Origin of the sequence: Chryseobacterium sp. SORGH_AS_0447 (genome assembly GCF_030818695.1) — a bacterium.
GTDB lineage: Bacteria > Bacteroidota > Bacteroidia > Flavobacteriales > Weeksellaceae > Chryseobacterium.
In genome coordinates, this window is the sequence record NZ_JAUTAR010000001.1 from 786,678 (window position 1) to 804,681 (window position 18,004).

The 18,004-nt window shown below is 39.6% G+C and carries 11 protein-coding genes; 6 read left to right on the forward strand and 5 right to left on the reverse strand.

What is annotated here, in order from left to right:
* Nucleotides 1-5: 5 nt before the first annotated feature.
* The 5 genes from QE422_RS03805 to QE422_RS03825 are packed head-to-tail and all read right to left on the reverse strand — an operon-like array spanning nucleotide 6 to nucleotide 6,586.
* Nucleotides 6-449, reverse strand: a complete 444-nt coding sequence (locus QE422_RS03805) for an ABC transporter permease (protein WP_307455170.1) — start codon at nucleotides 447-449, stop codon at nucleotides 6-8.
* A 4-nt stretch (nucleotides 450-453) separates the two neighbouring features.
* The gene (locus QE422_RS03810) at nucleotides 454-885 is read right to left on the reverse strand and encodes a hypothetical protein (RefSeq protein ID WP_307455172.1); all 432 of its coding nucleotides are present in this window, start codon (nucleotides 883-885) and stop codon (nucleotides 454-456) included.
* Entirely contained in the window at nucleotides 885-2,024 is a 1,140-nt protein-coding gene (locus QE422_RS03815) for a beta-ketoacyl-ACP synthase III (RefSeq protein ID WP_307455174.1), read from the reverse strand. The genes QE422_RS03810 and QE422_RS03815 overlap by 1 nt, the downstream gene beginning before the upstream one ends.
* 1 nt (nucleotide 2,025) lies before the next feature.
* Nucleotides 2,026-2,940 carry a dialkylrecorsinol condensing enzyme DarA gene (locus QE422_RS03820; RefSeq protein ID WP_307455176.1) on the reverse strand — a complete coding sequence of 305 codons (915 nt, stop codon included), beginning with the start codon at nucleotides 2,938-2,940 and terminating at the stop codon, nucleotides 2,026-2,028.
* A gap of 43 nt (nucleotides 2,941-2,983) precedes the next feature.
* On the reverse strand, nucleotides 2,984-6,586 hold the full coding sequence (locus tag QE422_RS03825; RefSeq protein ID WP_307455177.1) for an MMPL family transporter: 3,603 nt from the start codon (nucleotides 6,584-6,586) through the stop codon (nucleotides 2,984-2,986).
* Between the two features lie 240 nt (nucleotides 6,587-6,826).
* On the opposite strand from QE422_RS03825, the gene QE422_RS03830 reads away from it, so the two are divergent.
* The 6 genes from QE422_RS03830 (at nucleotide 6,827) to topA (ending at nucleotide 17,845) form a co-directional block, all read left to right on the forward strand.
* Nucleotides 6,827-7,813 carry a hypothetical protein gene (locus QE422_RS03830; protein ID WP_307455178.1) on the forward strand — a complete coding sequence of 329 codons (987 nt, stop codon included), beginning with the start codon at nucleotides 6,827-6,829 and terminating at the stop codon, nucleotides 7,811-7,813.
* A gap of 19 nt (nucleotides 7,814-7,832) precedes the next feature.
* Nucleotides 7,833-8,972 (forward strand): EpsG family protein, encoded by a 1,140-nt coding sequence (locus QE422_RS03835; protein ID WP_307455180.1) that lies wholly within the window; start codon nucleotides 7,833-7,835, stop codon nucleotides 8,970-8,972.
* An 11-nt stretch (nucleotides 8,973-8,983) separates the two neighbouring features.
* Nucleotides 8,984-10,033: an acyltransferase gene (locus tag QE422_RS03840; RefSeq protein ID WP_307455183.1), complete on the forward strand. Its 1,050-nt coding sequence runs from the start codon at nucleotides 8,984-8,986 to the stop codon at nucleotides 10,031-10,033.
* Nucleotides 10,034-10,423: 390 nt separating this feature from the next.
* A complete protein-coding gene (locus tag QE422_RS03845) occupies nucleotides 10,424-13,936 on the forward strand; it encodes a T9SS type A sorting domain-containing protein (RefSeq protein WP_307455185.1) in 3,513 nt (1,170 codons plus the stop codon).
* A gap of 135 nt (nucleotides 13,937-14,071) precedes the next feature.
* Nucleotides 14,072-15,220, forward strand: a complete 1,149-nt coding sequence (locus QE422_RS03850; protein ID WP_307455186.1) for a hypothetical protein — start codon at nucleotides 14,072-14,074, stop codon at nucleotides 15,218-15,220.
* A gap of 51 nt (nucleotides 15,221-15,271) precedes the next feature.
* Complete coding sequence (gene topA, locus QE422_RS03855) at nucleotides 15,272-17,845, forward strand: type I DNA topoisomerase (protein ID WP_307455188.1); 2,574 nt, start codon at nucleotides 15,272-15,274, stop codon at nucleotides 17,843-17,845.
* Nucleotides 17,846-18,004: the final 159 nt, after the last annotated feature.

Below are 18,004 nucleotides of genomic sequence, written 5' to 3' on the forward strand. Positions count from 1 at the left end.
TTATCTTATGGTTTTACTTCCTGAATAAAGAGGTTGATTTCCGAACGGATCAGCAGTTCATCCTCCAGAAAGGTTTCGCAGAAAATATGGCAGATGTTCTCAAACTGCGAAATCAGCGAAGCCTTGGAAATAATGGTATTTCCCACTTTCGGCAGGGAAAAGATTTCTATCTTTTTGATGTTGGTGATAAAGCCAATTACGTTGGTATCGGTTTCAGGATTCTCGAAGAAGCTTTGCCCTAAAATAGAGGAGCAGGTCTGCGCTGAGTTTTCAATCAGTCCGGCTTCTACAAACACCCCTTTATCGACAAAGATGTTGCCTTCTTTTATTTCAAAGGAAGTGATCACTTTTTCTTTGGTAAGTTCCAGGATATAATCCGTCATCAGCATAGGTTCGCGATGAGGCAGAAAATTGTGGATGTTGATGATGTTTTCTTCCTTGATTTCCATGTTGTTACATTATGACGGTTTTCATTTGGGACCTGGCAATTACCTCGTCGTTCAGCATTGTTACCACATCTACCAGTGTAACACCCATCATTTCGTTGATGATGGAAATTTCCGATTTCAGTTGGTCGCCTGCTTTTGGCAATGCCATGGCTTCAAATGTTTTGATAGCCCCGATATATCCTGTAGGTGCTTCTTTTCCCAGCAGGTAAAATTTATATCCCGTATGCAGGGCAACGCTTTGTGCCTGATGTTCTACCAATCCCGAAGCCTGAAAGATCCCGTTCTGGACGAACATATTTTCTTCTTTAATTTCAAAGCCTGAAACCAGATGGGAATCGGAATATTCTGCGATGCTGCTTACCATGACGAAAGGAAACCTTTGCGGGATCAGGCTTTCGACAAATTGCGGATCGGAGGTGGGCAGTCTGTTTTCCATTAGCAAACCGTTAATAAAGCACAAGAATAAGAGAACCTTCCGCTTTCAGGTACACAAAGCAATACTTTTTCGCCTTTTTTCAGTCTTCCGGAGTTCATGAGCTGTTCCAGAGCGATGAAGATCGATCCGGCGCCAATGTTACCGACTTCGGAAAGATTGTAAAACCATTTTTCCCAAGGGAAATCCAATCCTACTTTCGCAAATTCTTCTTTTAAGCCTTCTTTGAAGTAGCCTGAAGATACGTGGGCCAATACGTGGTCAACAGTATCCGGGTCCAAGTTGTGCTTATCGAAAGAAGTTCTTAAACTTTCCGCTCCTTTTACCAGAATATATTTATCTAAAATTTTGGTATCCTGCTTTAATGCGAATATAGACTGCTTCAGCCATTCATCAGACGGATAATCGGCCCATGATTTCAGGCTTCCGTCTTCCTGCTTTTCGGTCCCGGCATACATACAGGCTTCAATTTGGTGGGCATACGAATAGAAATCAATAAATTCTATTTTCAACGAAACCTCATCCTCTCTCGGTTGTCCTTCCAGAAGGAAAGCTCCGGCACCGTCGGAAAGCATCCATCTCAAAAATTCTCTTTTGAAGGCGATGATCGGCCTTTCTTCCAACAAGATCAGATTTTCCGCTTCGTGATTGAATTTATCCGCAGTCATCCATGCAGACATTCTCTCAGAACCTACACATACCGCATTTTTATGAACACCTGCTTTTACGGAAAGAAAACCGTAATTCAGGGCATTCATCCCGGAGTTGCAAAGTCCTGAAGCCGTGTTGATGGCTAAAGATTTATTAACGTCAAGCTCCCCGTGAACCATAGAGGCGTGGGAAGGCTGGATCTGGTCCGGAGAAGAAGTTCCTGCAGAAAGAAGCTCAATGTCATCCTTCGTGAATTTGTCATCAAAAAGACCTTTTACCGCATTCGCAGCAATCTGGGCATTGGTGTGGGTAGGATTTCCTTCTTTGTCCAGTGCGTAATATCTTGTCTTGATTTTGTTATTTCTCAGAATAAGAGATTTGGCTTTGGACGGAGCGTCGTTTATATAACCGAGATACGTTTCCATTTCATCATTAGAAACCGGTTCATTGGGTAGGTATGTAAATGCTTTTGTTATAAATACGTCGTTCATTCTATTTTATATTAATTCCTTGTAAATATTCTCTTTGTTTTTTTCTTTTAAACCAGAAGATTGGTGTAGTCAGTAAGTGTAAAACCAATACGATAGGCGAAATAATCCATATGGCGGCCATCAAATATACCTTAAAGAATTTAATGAGCAATGGTCGTTTCTCTTTTTTCTTTATGATAAGGTTCGACCATACGGTGAAAATTTTGTTTCCTACTTTTTCCACCCTCACCAGAAATGCACGGATTTCTACAGCGCCGTTTTTTACCAGATCGGGCTGTAAAGTATCAATGGTATTTTCAGAAAAATGCTTTTCGATGATTTTCCCGTATTTCCCCGCACCGGCGATTTCCTGGTCTGAAACTCCAGCTGCGGGCAGCATGCCAGATTTTTCTTTTTTCCCGGTGGTCATCCATCGGAGAATAGTGAGCACACTGGTGTAATTGTCGTGACGGTCTACCAGTGCGATGTTTCCTACCAGTTTTGCATTCAGATTCTTTAAATAAACTTTCAGTTTTTCCTGGGAGTACATCCACATATTTCTTGTTCCTGAAATTGTAACGACAGGCGTATCTTTCAGAATATTCTCTGCGTAACCGCTTTTCAGAAAAGAAATAATCGGAATGGAAGGGGTAAGGTACCATACCTGATAGCCGAAAAGAACCAGATCGAATTTCTTGGTCAGTACTTCTTCCGGCGGTGGAAGGATTTCACTCGGGATCTGAAGATAAGATTCCGGAAACGTGTTGAAAAATACGTCTCCACTCCACGGGAACGGGAAATCCTTTTTCAGTTGTATATTATAATACGTTACTTCATATTCTTCGCCTTTATCCTCAAACGGGCGGGCGATGTTCTTTACGATATCTTCCAGCTGTCCCGACTGAGTATAATAAATAACGAGTATATTTTTCTTCATAGTTCCTATTTATCAGGTTACAAAAATATGATTTTCATATGTATTATTTATGACTAAATACCTTTAATGTCTCAGAACCGAACTTTACGGTGTAATCTGAATTGCTGAAGTCATTATTTTGTACATTAAGAAAAATGATTTTTTCAGGAAGCTCCGGCAGCCTGTGGATGTCGAAACTTTCATCGGAAATCAGAAGAACGTCAATTTTTTTATTGATTTCTTCCAGGTCTTTTATGTAACTTATTTTTCTTCTTTTTACCAGATAGGTCTGCTCTGCTACCCTTCTTTTTTCTTCATCTTTAATCAGACTGAAAATTCTCCGGCCTGCCTGCTGAAGCGTCAGCAATATATCTTTCTGCCCGAAATCATCTGCCACATGTAAAACGTTGGCATCCTTCGGGATGTGTTTATTCAGCTCAAAATAAACGGATTTATTCCGGTTAAAATCTTCTTTTACGGACTGCGTAACTTCATTGTCTTTGTACAGATAGCTTAAGAATAATTTTTTCTTAAAATAATCTTCATCCTCCAGTTCGTTTCTGAATGCAGCAAACTGTTCCCTGAAAAATGCATTGATCTTCTTCGTCCTTTCGGAATAATTTTTTCCGAAACTTTCATCTTCTTTGTGGATCCGGTCCCCCACTTTTACGGTAATGGCTCCGTCGTAAATAATGAAATCCCCTTTCGGCTGCACTTCGGAATTTCCGTGAATATAGACCGGAACGATATCCAGCCCAAATTCTTCCGCAATATAGAAAGCTCCTTTGTGAAATCTTTTGATATCATTGGTATACGAACGTTCCGCTTCGGGAAATACGATCAGTGAATAGCCCTGATCCACTTTTTCTTTCAGCTGCTTCATTCCGTTTTCGATACCCTGGGAAACCGGATAGAAACCCAGTGCCCGCACGATTTTTCCGAAAACCGGCGAATTGTAGACCCAGTCGTTTACCAGAAAAATAATTTTATGGGTAGTCATCGCCATCGTCAGGGTATCCAGGAATGAAGTATGGTTTGCAATGATAACAGCTGGTCTGCTGAAATCCTCATTCGGGTTTTTAATGAACTTCTTCTTTACAAATGGATTCGTATAAAGGACAGAAGTTAAAAACCGGGCGATAATTAATTTAATAAAGTTTAAAGTTCTGCCTTTCGATCTTCTTACAAAAATACTTCCGATCACCGAAAAAAACAGTCCACCTAACCCATAATAAATAAATGACAATACGGAATTCAGGAACAATCTGAAGGTAATCGGCGAAAGTCCTTTTTTAGCCCGGTTTGTAATAAGCAACCGAAACCAGAACGGGTATAATGTTGAGGTAATGATGATCACGGAAAACATCCCGATCAATGCCACTAGTGCCAGCGAATGAAGGGCAGGGTGTTTTGCGAAAATCAGCGAGCCGATGGAAAGAATGGTGGTAAATACGGCCAGGATAATGGAAGTCCGGTACGTGGGAAGCTCATTTTTTCCTGTTGTATGTTCTTTCTGCATCGCCTGGGTAAGAAAAATACTGAAATCATCTCCCACTCCGAAAACGAGTGTGCAGACAACGGTGCTGAAAATATTAAGTTCCAGTCCCAGGAAATAGAGGATGCCGGCAGTAACCACTCCCGTTAAAACAATCGGGAACATGGTAAGAACAGTCAGCTCAAAATTCCTGAAGAACACGATGATGGTTAAAATAATCGCTAAAAGGGAATAGTTGATTAATGTATTGAAGTCTCTTTTCAGCAGGCCCAGGAAATTTTCATTCATCTGCTGCCGGTCGATGGCCAGCGCATCATGATTTTTTTCAACATCTTTAATAAAAGCATCTCTTTTTTTTTCGTCCACTTTTACCACATTTGAAACCGTATAAAAGCCGTTTTCCTGGCTGAGGAATTCTGAAATCTGTAAGGCCTTTATCTTTTCGTAATCTTTTAAAGTGAGGGTGGAATAATCCTTATTTAAATTTTCGGTAAACTGATCAAAGGCTGAGCTGTTGAAACCGAACTGGTTTCCGTTCTTAACCAATTCGGAAACCGTCTGGCTTTTCTTATCCGGAGTCCAGAACTTTTTCCAGGCTTCGATTTTCTTCTGCTGGTCTTTTTCAGACAGGACTACGTTTCCGATGGAGTTGTAGCTTAAAATTTTTCTTTCCTTTTTCTCTTTTTCCAAAAAACGGCTTAGCTCGGAGTTCCTGGTCAGGGCTTCGTTTTCAGAATCTCCGTAGGAAATCGTGTAGATGGATTTTGAAGTGATGTCCGACAGCTTCTGAAGTTTGGCTTCGGTGATCTTTAAGTCTTTCGGAATATAATTTAAGTCGCCGATGTCTTCATTAAAGCCCACTTTCCTGAAACCGAAAAGGCAGGCAATAATAATTACGGAACAGATGATGATTAAAGGTTTGTTTTTCTCATACGGATAAGAACCTATTTTGTCGATAAAATTGGTGTTGAGATGCTCTCCCTTTTCTTTGGGCTTATAAAGCTGGGGAACAATAATCAAAGCCGTAACCGAGGATAAAATTACGGTAATCGCTGCAAAAAGGCCGAGGTCCTTCAGGGCTTCGGAACGTACAAAAACAAGGCAGAGGAATGAAACGGCTGTGGTGGCGCTGCTCAAAATAATAGGCTGTGTGATTTCCTTGTAAAGCTCCTCGATATTGTTGTTGTGTTTGTAATGCGTGAGAATGTGCAGTGCGTAATCAATAGTGATCCCAATCAGTATGGCGCCGACACTTAACGAAATCGCGGAAATTTTATCTTTGATGAAATATAAGATCAATAATGCCAGTAACACCGAAAAAACCGTGGGAAGAAATACGATAATCGGCGTAAAGAAATTCCTGAAATAATAAATGAGAAGGATCAGAAGCACTGTCATGGAAATCATCACCGTGTTCTGGATATCTTTTTTGATCTGCTGTGCGTTGGCCACTGCAATGACGGGCGAGCCGAAATAGCTGATCTCCGTTTTTCCTTTAAACTCCTTATTCAGTCCGTCTTTTATTTCATTAAGCTGGTTGATAAAGGTTTCGTTGTTTTTGGTGTCGTTGCTTTTGTTTCTGGGATCGATAAACAGCAGCAGATTCTTTCCGTCTTTGGTAACGATATAGCTGTCTTCCAGTTTGAAGTCTTTACTAATGTTCAGCGCGTTCAGCTTTTTAATGCCTAAAAAAGTAATCCCGAGCGGATCTTTTTTAATGAATTCCTTCGTTACAAGGCTGGTAGGTGAGACTAAAGAAACGTAATTGCTTTCCACCTGTTTCGCAATGCTGTCTTTCTGGAGCTTCCTTTCAATTTCACGATAATCGTTTTCATTTAAAAACAAAGGTAAATTCCGGTTAACAAAATCAAAGGTTTCCGAAATTTCACTTTCATTGACCTTCCCCTGGACGGAACCGATGTATTTCTGAAGAGGGCCGATCTTTTTCAGAAAAGAATCCGCCGTTTCGGAAAGCTGGAAATTTTCTTCTTTCGATTTGTTTTCGATGATGACGATGATCTTGTCTGAAAAATTAAGTTGTTTAAGCACTTTGGCGGTAAGATCCGACTTTTCACTTTTTGGAATAATCTGGTTGATGTCTTCTTCAAAATTAATTTTTGAAGCGAAAAATCCGCATACAGCGGCAAGTCCTACAGCAAAAAGTATGGACAAAAGCCTGTTTTTGGAGATCAGATGATATAAAAAGATAAAAAACCGGTGCATGGGAGTGTAAAATCAAGTTTGCAAATTTAAATTTTTCGTGATTAGATCAAAGTGTTTTAGCAATAAGTTTTATTTGAAAATCAATAAAATATTTAGGCGAAATGAAAAAAAAATCTACTTTTGCAAAAGTTCCCGACTGATAAATACATTTTAAGACAAAATAGCTAAGTCATAAAACTTAGATTTGATATGTTTAAAATATTTGATGAAAAAATAAACGGGTTTTTATTTACCATCGTTTTTCCTTTCCTGTTGTTCTTCATATCCTACTACGGATTTGAGACTTCTTATGTGGTGGGCATCAAATCATGGGAAAAAGTACCGGCTTTTATGTTTTCGTCAGTTTATGCTTACCGTGTTATCCCGAATTACCTGAGTGTACATGTGACGGATGCCGTAACGTATATCGTCAATCATCATCTTTATTTTGCGAAAAATTTTATTCTTAAACAGGGATCGTTTTTCTATCATAGCACTTTTCTGATCAATGTTTTCTTTTTTCTGCTGACGTCTATTGTAATGTACAAAATTTTACAGCTAAAACCTGTAGAACTTCTTGTGAATGAAAAGATCAGGAGGATGATGCATCTTATCGCGGTATTTTTTATTGTGATCATGCAGTATGTACCGACCAACTGCGACTGTATAGCACTGTTTTTTTATATCTTGGGAATTTTTTTTACGCTGAAGTATCTGGAAAACAGGAAATATAAAGACCTTGTGGCTTTAGGGGCCTTTATTTTTATTTCTACGTTTATCAGAGAAACCGCCTGTCTTAATATTGCATTTTTTGCAGCTGTCTTTATCAATCCGGAAAATTTGAAGAATGGGAATTTTGCTTTTGTTAAAGAATGCCTGTTTCTGGCAGCGGCCTTTGTCCTGCCTTACATCGGGTTGAGGCTGCTTGTCCCGCAGCAGGCTTCATTCGTGGAAGGGGTGTACCTAGCCAAAAATTTTACAAGCCCTTACAATATGATGGGTCTTCTGTTCGGAATTTTAAGCATCTTTTTCGCTTACGGGTTCGCTGAAGATTCGGGAAAGAAAATGATCAGGAAGTATCTTTTCTTTTCTTCGCCTTATCTTATTATGATTACTTTAGTAGGGCTGTTCTGGGAAACCAGGTTATTCATGCCGCTGATTCTTACGGGATTTGTATTGGCATCTTACCAGTTTTAAAAAACTTTATATCTAAGGAATGCATTTACTACATCCATATTACATTATTGCCCTTATCATTATGCTGATCTTCAGTTATCAGGAAGTTTTCCATGGTAAGGTCGATAAAAAAATGCTTTGGTTTCTGGGGGTATATCTGATTATCATTGCCGGGCTGCGTGATAGTGTAGGACCGGATTACGGAAGTTACCGCGGGATATACATTTACTCAGATACAAAAGAATATATCACTTTTATTTTTACGGCACTTCATCTGGAACCCCCGCAGCCCATGGAGGTCGAATGGCTGTTTGTCCTCATCAATAAGATTCTGCTTAACGTATTCGATGCGCCATTTTATATGCTCACGCTCGTGGTGGCGGCCATTGCCATTTTCTTCAAAATAAGATACATAGAGGATAATTCGTTTTATCCTTTTACCGTAATGGCAATGCTTTTCATTCCGGGGTTCTTTATCGGGGAAAGCGGGCAGATCAGGCAGAATTTAGGCTCTTTTATTGTCTATTTTGCGATACGGTATATTAAAGAAAGGAAATTATGGGCTTATCTGCTGTGCATCTATCTGGCCGGAGGTATCCATACGGTATGCTATCTTTTTTTACCCATGTACTGGCTGGTGCGTTTCCCGATGAATAAAACACTTATGCTAATTCTGATTATCACCTCAATATTTTTATCACCTTTTGAAGTCTACCGTGCATTCGGAGGTTTCCTAAATAATATATCGGCTGATAATGCGATATCCATAGGCTTTAACGGATATGTGGATGAAAGTGCAGAAAGACTTAACGGAGGGTTTGGGATCCCGGAAGCGCTAATGGCGATTCTTACCTTCTTCCTGTTTGCCTTTGATACGAAAATGGTTGAAAAATATCCCTACTACGAATATCACAGGATGTATGCTGTTATCGGAATATGCTTTTTCTTTATTTTCAGGAATAACCCTATTTTCGCTTCCAGGCTTGCCGGAACTTTTGTAGGGTTTGGTTATATCATTATACCGAATACCATGTATGTGGTCTCCAGTAATACAAGGAAGATGATCTATCTTTTCATCTTTTCTTTTGTAATATTCAATTTTGTTGTCTTTTCGAGCTTTAAGAATATTACGTCCGGAAGATTTACGGCTGAACAATATAAAAATCACCTTCTGCCATAACGCTTGAGAATATGAGTGTACCTAAGAAAGAAAGAATTTTAGTACTTGACGGTTTAAGAGGGCTGGCAATTCTACTGGTGCTTCTTTTTCATGGGTATTATATCTGGTTCGATTATTATCCTTATAAAAAGCTTTATGGTGAAAATATCCTGTTTAAATATGGCAGTCTTGGTGTCCAGCTGTTTTTTCTGATTTCGGGTTTTGTCATCCTGATGTCGGTGGAACGAACAGACCGGTTCTGGAAATTTCTTAAAAACAGATGGATCAGGCTTTTTCCAAGTATGTTGATCTGTAGCCTGATTATCTATGCTACCGCTCATTTCTTTCATGAAAGGCCATTTGGAATTCCTCCGCTGAAATCTATTCTGCCGGGCATTACCTTTATCAACAACAGCATCCTGGAAAAGGTTTTCCAAACTGATTTTCCGGTGCTGGAACTGTCTTTCTGGTCCCTGTTTGTGGAGGTGAAATTTTATATTATTTTCGGTGCACTTTACTTTTCATTCAATAGAAATGTGGCTTTGGGAGGGATTTTTTTAATCTATCTTTCGGCGCTTGGCTTACAGCTTTTGTGTTTAGGGAATGTTTTGCATGAAACATCCTGGATGAAAATCTACATCGGCTCCTTTATTCATTTCGGGTGGTTTGCTGCCGGTGCGCTTGCTTATATCTATTTTTACAACAGGGAAAAGAAATACCTATGGATGATTGTAGTTACAATGGCCTGTTCGCTTCTTTATGTTATTAAGTTCCAGGATCCGATCATGCTGGTGTATCTGGTCGTGCTTTCCCTTATCTTTTACTTTGCACTTTTCCATAAAAGCTTTGGGGCTATTTTCTCAACCCGGTTTTTTAAATTTGTCGGTTTTATAAGTTATCCATTGTATTTGCTTCATGAGAATATGCTGGTCGCACTGATTATCAAGTTGAACCATCACTTTTCCCAGATTCCTTATTTTTTGCTTCCTGTTATTTCGTGCATCTTCATTGGAGGTCTGGCCAGCATTGTGGCTTATATCCTGGAGCCGGCTTTTCAAAAAGGGTTAAAAAAAATCATATAACATCTTATCACCTACCTTTTAATCCTGACGGCTTTTGGTTGAGATATACCATACATAAACAAATTAAATTACAGAAATTCTCAAAACTTTATTCAACATCAAGTGATATCAGGCAGTAGTATTTAGCATTGCCTTCATAGTATTATTTATACTATCTATGAATTTTTACTATTAATATTTAGTAAAATCGTTTAAACACATGATCAATGTATTAAAAAATAATGTATTTTCGTATCGCTTTAGTTTAAAAAAATAATTTTTCATTGATAATTGAATACTTTTAATGCGCCTTACGTTCTAAATGCAATATGTATTAATTATTTATAAAATAAATTGATTTTTTTTGACAAGGGTTTAAATGTTGTATAAGTATACACAAAGTTTAAAGAAATGGAAAAGTCAATTAAAAATGTGGCGGCAATTTTATGCTGCCTGGTTACGCATGGTATCTACGCCAAGGAGAGCGTAGGAGAGAAGAAGTCCGGCTATTTTGAGATGTCACGGAGAATATATTTCAAAACATCGGATTCATTACTTAAACCTTTAATTACAGACAAAAAACAAATCAGTGTTGAAAAAAAATCTACTATTTCGAATGAAAATAACCTTATTAATTCAACCGGGAAGGCTGCAGTAGACTGGACCAAGGCACCGAACAGCTATATTTTTGTTCCTACGGAAGAAAACGACGGACTTTATATTCCGGTAAGAAAGGCATATGCGATGTGGGAACAGGACAAGTTGATGGGCGGATCAGCAATTCCAAGCGGAAAGATTACTGCTGATGTTTTATGGGAAGATGTTCATGGCTTAATAAAATCCGGATCCGGATACAATTTAGAAGTCGTAGATGCCGGGCAAAATGCTAAAATTAAAATTCCTATAAACAAAGCCAAAAAAGGAAATGCCGTGGTTGCTTTCCGGGTAAATGGCCAAATCTACTGGTCATGGCATATCTGGGTAACCGATGATCCTTCCAACGGATCTAAATATAAAAGCTATTCCGAGATAAAAAGACAAAGAGCTGATGGAGTTATTGAGGCGATTCCGGATTCCGACTGGGGCTGGATGGACCGTAACCTTGGTGCCGTAAGCGCTTCCATCACAGCAAACGACTGGAACAGGAACGGAGGACTGCTATACCAATGGGGAAGAAAAGATCCTCTGCCGCCGTTGGTATACCGTGGAAATGATTTCTATGAGGTTTCCGGAACGGCGGGAAGAGTAAGACACCGCGGTGCCAAAAATTTTACCGGTGCTACAAATTTTGATAATCTTAGAAAATTCGTGTTGCTTTCTAATGCAACGATTGCAAACAACCTTCAACTTGCCGTAAGAAATCCGCTAAGCCTCATCTATGTAAATAAAGATGATAATTCCGGACCTGCGTATTACAACAATAATACAAACCTTATGGTGAACTGGTTTGGGAGAATGCCGGGGCTTAACGATAGCAAATTACCTGAACTTAATTTATGGTCGGATAATGCACAGGGAAGGGTAAATACAAATTATAATGCTGACGATGCCGGTGCACCGTACAGAAATAAATCTTCTTACGATCCGTGTCCGAACGGATGGAGGGTTCCTTCCGTACTGGTGGCTAACCTGGCTTCCGGAAGTTATGTAGATGATATCCGGGTAGATTATTCGCCATTTGGAGTACGTACGAATACCCCTAAAAATGTTTTTGAATCCAATAATTATCATATTATAAAGCCTACGGATTCCGGTGTGCCGAGTTTCATGATGAATTTTAAACTGTACCCTAATTTTGGCTTTGACCTTTCCAATGCAGGAGGATTTAATATGGGAATATTCCCTGGAACAGGAGGAATCTCGATTCTGGCACATCAGGGGCAGTATACAGATCAGCACCAGGTGGCGTTATGGACTGCTACAATGCCCAAGTTCTTTGATACGACTCCGGCCGTAAGCGCAAGGGCTCTTTTCATGATTCCGGACAAGCAACAGACAGATGTGCCTGATCCGAACCAGCCGAATGTAAAAGGAAGATACTGGTACTTCCCGTTAGCTTCTGCCAATACATCGGATGCCAATGCCTGCCGTTGTATCAAAGATCCGCTTTATATTGTTAATGATTACGATTTCCCAACCGAATATATTGTTGCTGAAACCAATTATACGGAGGGTCTAAATAATCCAAATACGTATCAGGTAGTAAAAAACACCTCTGCTTTTACGGTTGAAATTCCGGTAAGCAAAGCGTTCTCCGTGCAAAGCGAGCTATTGAATAATAGAGATATCCTTAATGCGCCCAATTTTAACGATCTTAAAGCCAATGTGCTTTGGACAACCAATACAAGTTTGGTTAATACGGTAACAGTTGTAAATCCTTCCCCAGGATCATTGGATGCCATTTCGACATCAAAAATATCGGTTGCCATCAATCCGAATCAGAGTGGAAATGCAGTGGTAACCCTGCATAACGGAAGTATTTCAAATCCGGTATACTGGTCTTGGCATATCTGGGTAACGGATACGGCTGTCGGTTCTTATAATTATACTACCGAACTTCCGGTATCTTCCGTTACGAATTATGTAAATTACATTCCGAAAGGCGATAATATTTTTGAAACGGAATTTATGGACCGTAATTTAGGAGCGACCGATGCATTCCCTGTTGTTGCAAATCCATTGACGCCAACTACGGCAGAACTGGCGAAGATCAAGGCTTCTACAGGTCTTCATTACCAATGGGGAAGAAAAGATCCGCTTCCGGTATTCCAGTACGCGGATGACCGTGCCTCTTTTTCCGTGTTTTTAGGTGCAGCTACAGCAACCGGAACCTTAAATTATACGACGCTGACCAACGCAGCTTATAACAATATGTCTGGAAGTTATATCGTGCCTTACAACACCTACACAAATTCTGCAAACGCCAATGTATCATCAACGGATAAAGTTTCAGATAAGGTGGCGAAAGTATTATCATATTCTGTAAGAAATCCTTTAGTGTATATGATCCCGAGTACTTTTGCACCATATAACAGTACAACACCGGTATATACGAATGGAACCGACTGGTTGGCAAATGAGCCTAATCTGGCACCTGACCGTTGGGGAAGAGGCGGTAAAAAATCACCTTTTGATCCGTGTCCGGCGGGCTGGAGGATTCCTGACCTTACCGGAGTTGCACCGGGGGGACAGGATTTCGGATTTACCCCGTATTATAAAAAAGATAAGATCGTAACCACGGCCTACAGCGTGATCAACGATTATCTGGGCGTAAGGGTTAGAAGAAGTTCTTCTGCGAGTTATACAATCGGCTATACTTTCAATGATTCATCTTACAGAATAGGTAATTATCCGAATTCAGGATCGCGTGGCTCAAGAAGTGTAACAACCAATCAGTCTGCTTCGGGAACTTATAACTTTATCAATTATCAGTATCCGGGAATATGGACGGCTGCTCTTAATTCAAACTATATCGGAAGACCGATCAATGTTTTGTTTGACGCTGCTGCTTCAGCCAACCGTATGATTGCTTTCCACGATAACAATGATCCGTACTTCGGAATGAACTGCCGTTGCGTAAAGATTAAATACGATGTTAATGGAAATGAAGAAGGAGTAATTCCAAAACTTCAGATCACAGCTTTACCAGCTACGGCACCTGCTGCACGTTTAAGTTCGGATGAGGTTCAGGCGGTTAAGAAAGAGAAAGTGTCCTTTTTCCCAAATCCGGTGAAAAATGATTTGTATATTAAGACCAATGATAATAGAGAAGGATATTATTATCAGGTTTACAACATGTCCGGACAGCTTGTAAAATCAGGAAAGTTTGAAAACAATAAAACGGATCTTTCTACCCTAACTTCCGGTGCTTATCTTTTAAGAATTAATGATTCTAAAGAAATTGTAAAGATTATCAAGGAATAGAATAAGAATTAATAATTCTCTAAGGAGAAATAAAACAGCAATTAAGTTAAATTCATTATTTTTGAATATTAAAATGATGAAACAACCCAAAGCTGTTTTGTTTCTCTTTTTTTTGTTCCAATTTCAAAACACATTATGAGGCTAGACAAAGTCGTACCGTATTTTAACATTAAAATTTTTATTTACTTTTTAATTGCAGTAACGGCTGTCTACACACTTGCTTTTACCTATTATTACAATTTTAAAGATGACGGGTATATTCTTGCCGACTGGCTTATCAATTACCAGGATGGCGGATTCAAACGGAGAGGATTGTCCGGAAGCTTCTTTTTTTTACTACAGGATCTTACAGGCTTAAGTCTGAATTACCTGGTATATGCTGTCCAATTTCTTATTATTTCAGGGTTTTTCTGGCTGTATACAAAGCTGATCCGTTATAAGATAACCGATCTTCTATATCTGTCGCTTCTCTTATCGGCCCTTGGTTTTGTAGGATTACTCAATACTGTAACCTATGTGGGAAAAAAAGAATTTATCGTTTTCCTGCTTTTTACATGGTTTGTATATCTTCTGGATCGGAATAAGCTTACGAAAAATAGAGAATATGTTTTCTGCATAGCGCTTTTTATAACTACTTTTCTCCATGAAGTCGTTTTATTTTATGTGCCTTATTTTGCCATCGCATTATATCTGAAAACAGGAAGATTTAAATTTAAAAGATATATTAAATATTTTGTGGCGGTTGGTATTCCTACGGTGTTCATCCTGCTGCTTGGAAAAAATGTTAATGAAGGAATGTCGCTGCAGATTCTGGCAGAAAGAGGTGTGCATCCGACGTACGGAATTTTTTACTGGAATATTAACGAAAGAGAATATATAAGACAGCACAGCAGCGAATATGTTTTGTATCTGCTCAGTTTGGCAATTAGTATTTTTCATATTGGATATTATTTAAAATTTCTAAAAGACCGAAAGATTTTATCTATACTTCTGATTGGTACATTTTTATTTTCTCTTCCATTATTTTATTTAGCCATCGACTGGGGAAGATGGATGTATATCCACATGATGCTGATGATCATACTTTTTGCCCTGCTGCTAAGGAACGGACAGTCTGTATGCGCATTTGAAAAAATTAGAGTAAATACAAAATTCTACATTACACTGTTCATCATTATTTTCTCTTTGCTTTACAGGGTGGAGATGTCCGGAAAGGGCTTCACGTTCGAAGGGATTCTATACAGGATCTTCATTGCACCCGTAGAATTGCTAAATAAAATGTGATTCGAAAAAGCTATCTGATAAAAAAACTTTACTTTTGCAAAAATTTTTAGAATGTCGAAAAATTTAGTAATCGTCGAATCACCGGCAAAAGCAAAAACTATTCAGAAGTATTTAGGCAAGGATTTCGATGTGAAATCCAGCTTCGGTCATATCCGGGATCTGCCTAAAAAAGGAATGGGAATTGACCTGTCGACCTTTAATCCGGATTACGAAGTTTCTGCCGACAAAAAGAAATTGGTAACCGAGCTGAAGGCTGCTGTGAAGAAAGCCGACATGGTATGGCTGGCTTCCGATGAGGACCGCGAAGGAGAAGCGATTGCCTGGCACTTGGCAGAAGAATTGAAATTAAAGCCTGAAAACAGGAAAAGAATTGTTTTTCACGAAATTACAAAAAATGCCATTCTAAAATCAATTGAAAACCCGAGAGATATTGATCAGAACTTAGTGAATGCCCAACAGGCCAGAAGAGTACTGGACAGGATTGTAGGTTTTGAAATGTCTCCGGTTCTCTGGAAAAAAGTAAAGCCGGGATTATCTGCCGGTAGAGTACAGTCGGTAGCTGTACGGCTAATTGTGGAAAGAGAAAAGGAAATCCGCGAGTTTGTACCGAAAGCCAGTTTCAAACTGGATGGGATTTTCCTGAATAAGGCCGGACAGGAAATTTCAGCAAAACTTAAAAAAGATTTCGACAAGGAACAGGACGCTGAAAAATTTCTGGAACAGTCGAAAACTGCCGAATTCAAAGTTTTAAATGTTGAAACCAGGCCGGGAACCCGTTCTGCATCCGCTCCTTTTACCACTTCCACTTTACAGCAGGAAGCTTCTTCAAGATTAGGATATAACGTAACCAATACCATGCGTCTTGCTCAAAGGCTGTATGAAGAAGGGTATATTACGTATATGAGAACAGACTCGGTAAACCTTTCCCAGGAAGCTATTGAAGGAGCAAAAAAACAAATTGTCTCAGAATACGGTGCAGAATATTCCGCACCGAGAAACTATACCACCAAGTCCGCTTCTGCACAGGAAGCCCACGAAGCCATCCGTCCGACGGATTTTGCCGTAAAAAGTATTGGTGATGCTCAGCTTAACAGGCTGTATCAGTTAATTTACAGAAGAACACTGGCCTCCCAGATGGCCAATGCCAAAATTGAAAAAACCGTTATCGAAATCGGCAATGCAAAGCTTCCCCAGCATTTTGAAGCGCAGGGAGAGGTTATTATCTTCGACGGTTTCCTGAAAGCTTACGGGATTGTAAAAACTGAAGATGAAGATGAGGAAAACAATGAAAAATTACTTCCGAAAGTAAAAGTCGGAGAAATTTTAGAGTATAAAAAAATCACAGCAACTGAAAAATTCACAAGGCCAAGTGCAAGATATACGGAAGCCGGACTGGTAAAGAAGTTGGAAGAACTGGGAATCGGGCGTCCTTCAACATATGCACCGACCATCCAGACCATCCAGAACCGTGAGTACGTAGATAAAAGAGAAATTGAACCACAAACAAGAGAGGTGGTGAAAATTTCTCTGGCAAAAGACACCATTAAAAAAGAAGTCCTTGAAGAGAAATTTGGAGGGGATAAAAATAAATTCGTCCCTACGGATACCGGGGAAGTCGTGAGTGATTTCCTTACCGATAATTTCAAAGAAATCCTGGATTACGGTTTTACGGCAAGAGTAGAGGAAAGCTTCGACGAAATTGCAAACGGCGACCAGAAATGGAAGCAGATGATGACGGATTTCTACTCCAAATTCCACCCAAGAATTGAAGATGTGGAAGAAAATGCAGACCGTGCCACAGGAGACCGATTGTTAGGGGTTGATCCGAAAACCGGAAAAAACGTTCACGCCAGAATCGGAAGGTTCGGAGCTATGATCCAGATCGGAGAAACGGATGATGAAGAAAAGCCGATTTTTGCTTCTCTGATGACGGGACAGAATATTGCTACCATCACTTTTGAAGAAGCATTGGAGCTGTTTAGGCTTCCGTTTGACCTGAAAGAAGTAGACGGGCAACCTGTTTCTGTAGGTGTCGGAAGATTCGGGCCTTATGTGAAGTGGGGGGAAACTTTCATCAGTATTCCCAAAGGGGAAGATCCGCTTTCGGTAGACCAGAAGCGTGCGGAAGAGATCATCAACGAGAAGAAAATTGCCGATGCACCGATTGCTACTTACAAAGGTGAACCTGTAACCAAAGGAAGCGGCAGATTTGGACCATTTATCAAATACAAGGATATTTTCGTCAATGTTCCTAAACGGTACGATTTTGAGAACCTTTCCCAAAGCGATATCAATGAACTGATCGATGCCAAGCTTGAAAAAGAAGCCAACCGCTACATCCAGCAGTGGGAAAAAGAAAAAATTTCCATCGAAAACGGAAGATGGGGACCCTTCGTAAAATTCGGAAAAGCGATGTTTAAAATTCCAAAAAAAGCGGATGAGACCAAATACGAAGCCGACGAGCTAAAAGAGGTTTCCCTGGATGAGGTGAAAAAATGGATTACCGATCAGGACCCTAAAGCGTTTGCCGAAAAGAAAAAACCTGCAGCAAAGAAAGCAACTGCAGCTAAAAAAACAACAGCAGCAAAGAAGCCGGCGGCGAAAAAACCGTCAGCAAAAAAATAAATTAATTATTTTAAATATAAAAGCACAGATTCGGTCTGTGCTTTTACTTTTTACCATTGGTTGAAGGTTATCTGCAAAACTTTGTCAAAGTTTCAAACTTTGACAAAGTTATTAAGCCGCCAACTTTTTGTATGTTTGCGGAAATAATGCGGAGTAAAT

Excerpts from the sequence above, each read along its gene's own strand:
- QE422_RS03805 (WP_307455170.1), bottom strand. The coding sequence starts at position 449 with ATGGAAATCAAGGAAGAAAACATCATCAACATCCACAATTTTCTGCCT.
- QE422_RS03810 (WP_307455172.1), bottom strand. The coding sequence starts at position 885 with ATGGAAAACAGACTGCCCACCTCCGATCCGCAATTTGTCGAAAGCCTG.
- QE422_RS03815 (WP_307455174.1), bottom strand. The coding sequence starts at position 2,024 with ATGAACGACGTATTTATAACAAAAGCATTTACATACCTACCCAATGAA.
- QE422_RS03820 (WP_307455176.1), bottom strand. The coding sequence starts at position 2,940 with ATGAAGAAAAATATACTCGTTATTTATTATACTCAGTCGGGACAGCTG.
- QE422_RS03830 (WP_307455178.1), top strand. The coding sequence starts at position 6,827 with ATGTTTAAAATATTTGATGAAAAAATAAACGGGTTTTTATTTACCATC.
- QE422_RS03835 (WP_307455180.1), top strand. The coding sequence starts at position 7,833 with ATGCATTTACTACATCCATATTACATTATTGCCCTTATCATTATGCTG.
- QE422_RS03840 (WP_307455183.1), top strand. The coding sequence starts at position 8,984 with ATGAGTGTACCTAAGAAAGAAAGAATTTTAGTACTTGACGGTTTAAGA.
- QE422_RS03845 (WP_307455185.1), top strand. The coding sequence starts at position 10,424 with ATGGAAAAGTCAATTAAAAATGTGGCGGCAATTTTATGCTGCCTGGTT.
- QE422_RS03850 (WP_307455186.1), top strand. The coding sequence starts at position 14,072 with ATGAGGCTAGACAAAGTCGTACCGTATTTTAACATTAAAATTTTTATT.
- topA (WP_307455188.1), top strand. The coding sequence starts at position 15,272 with ATGTCGAAAAATTTAGTAATCGTCGAATCACCGGCAAAAGCAAAAACT.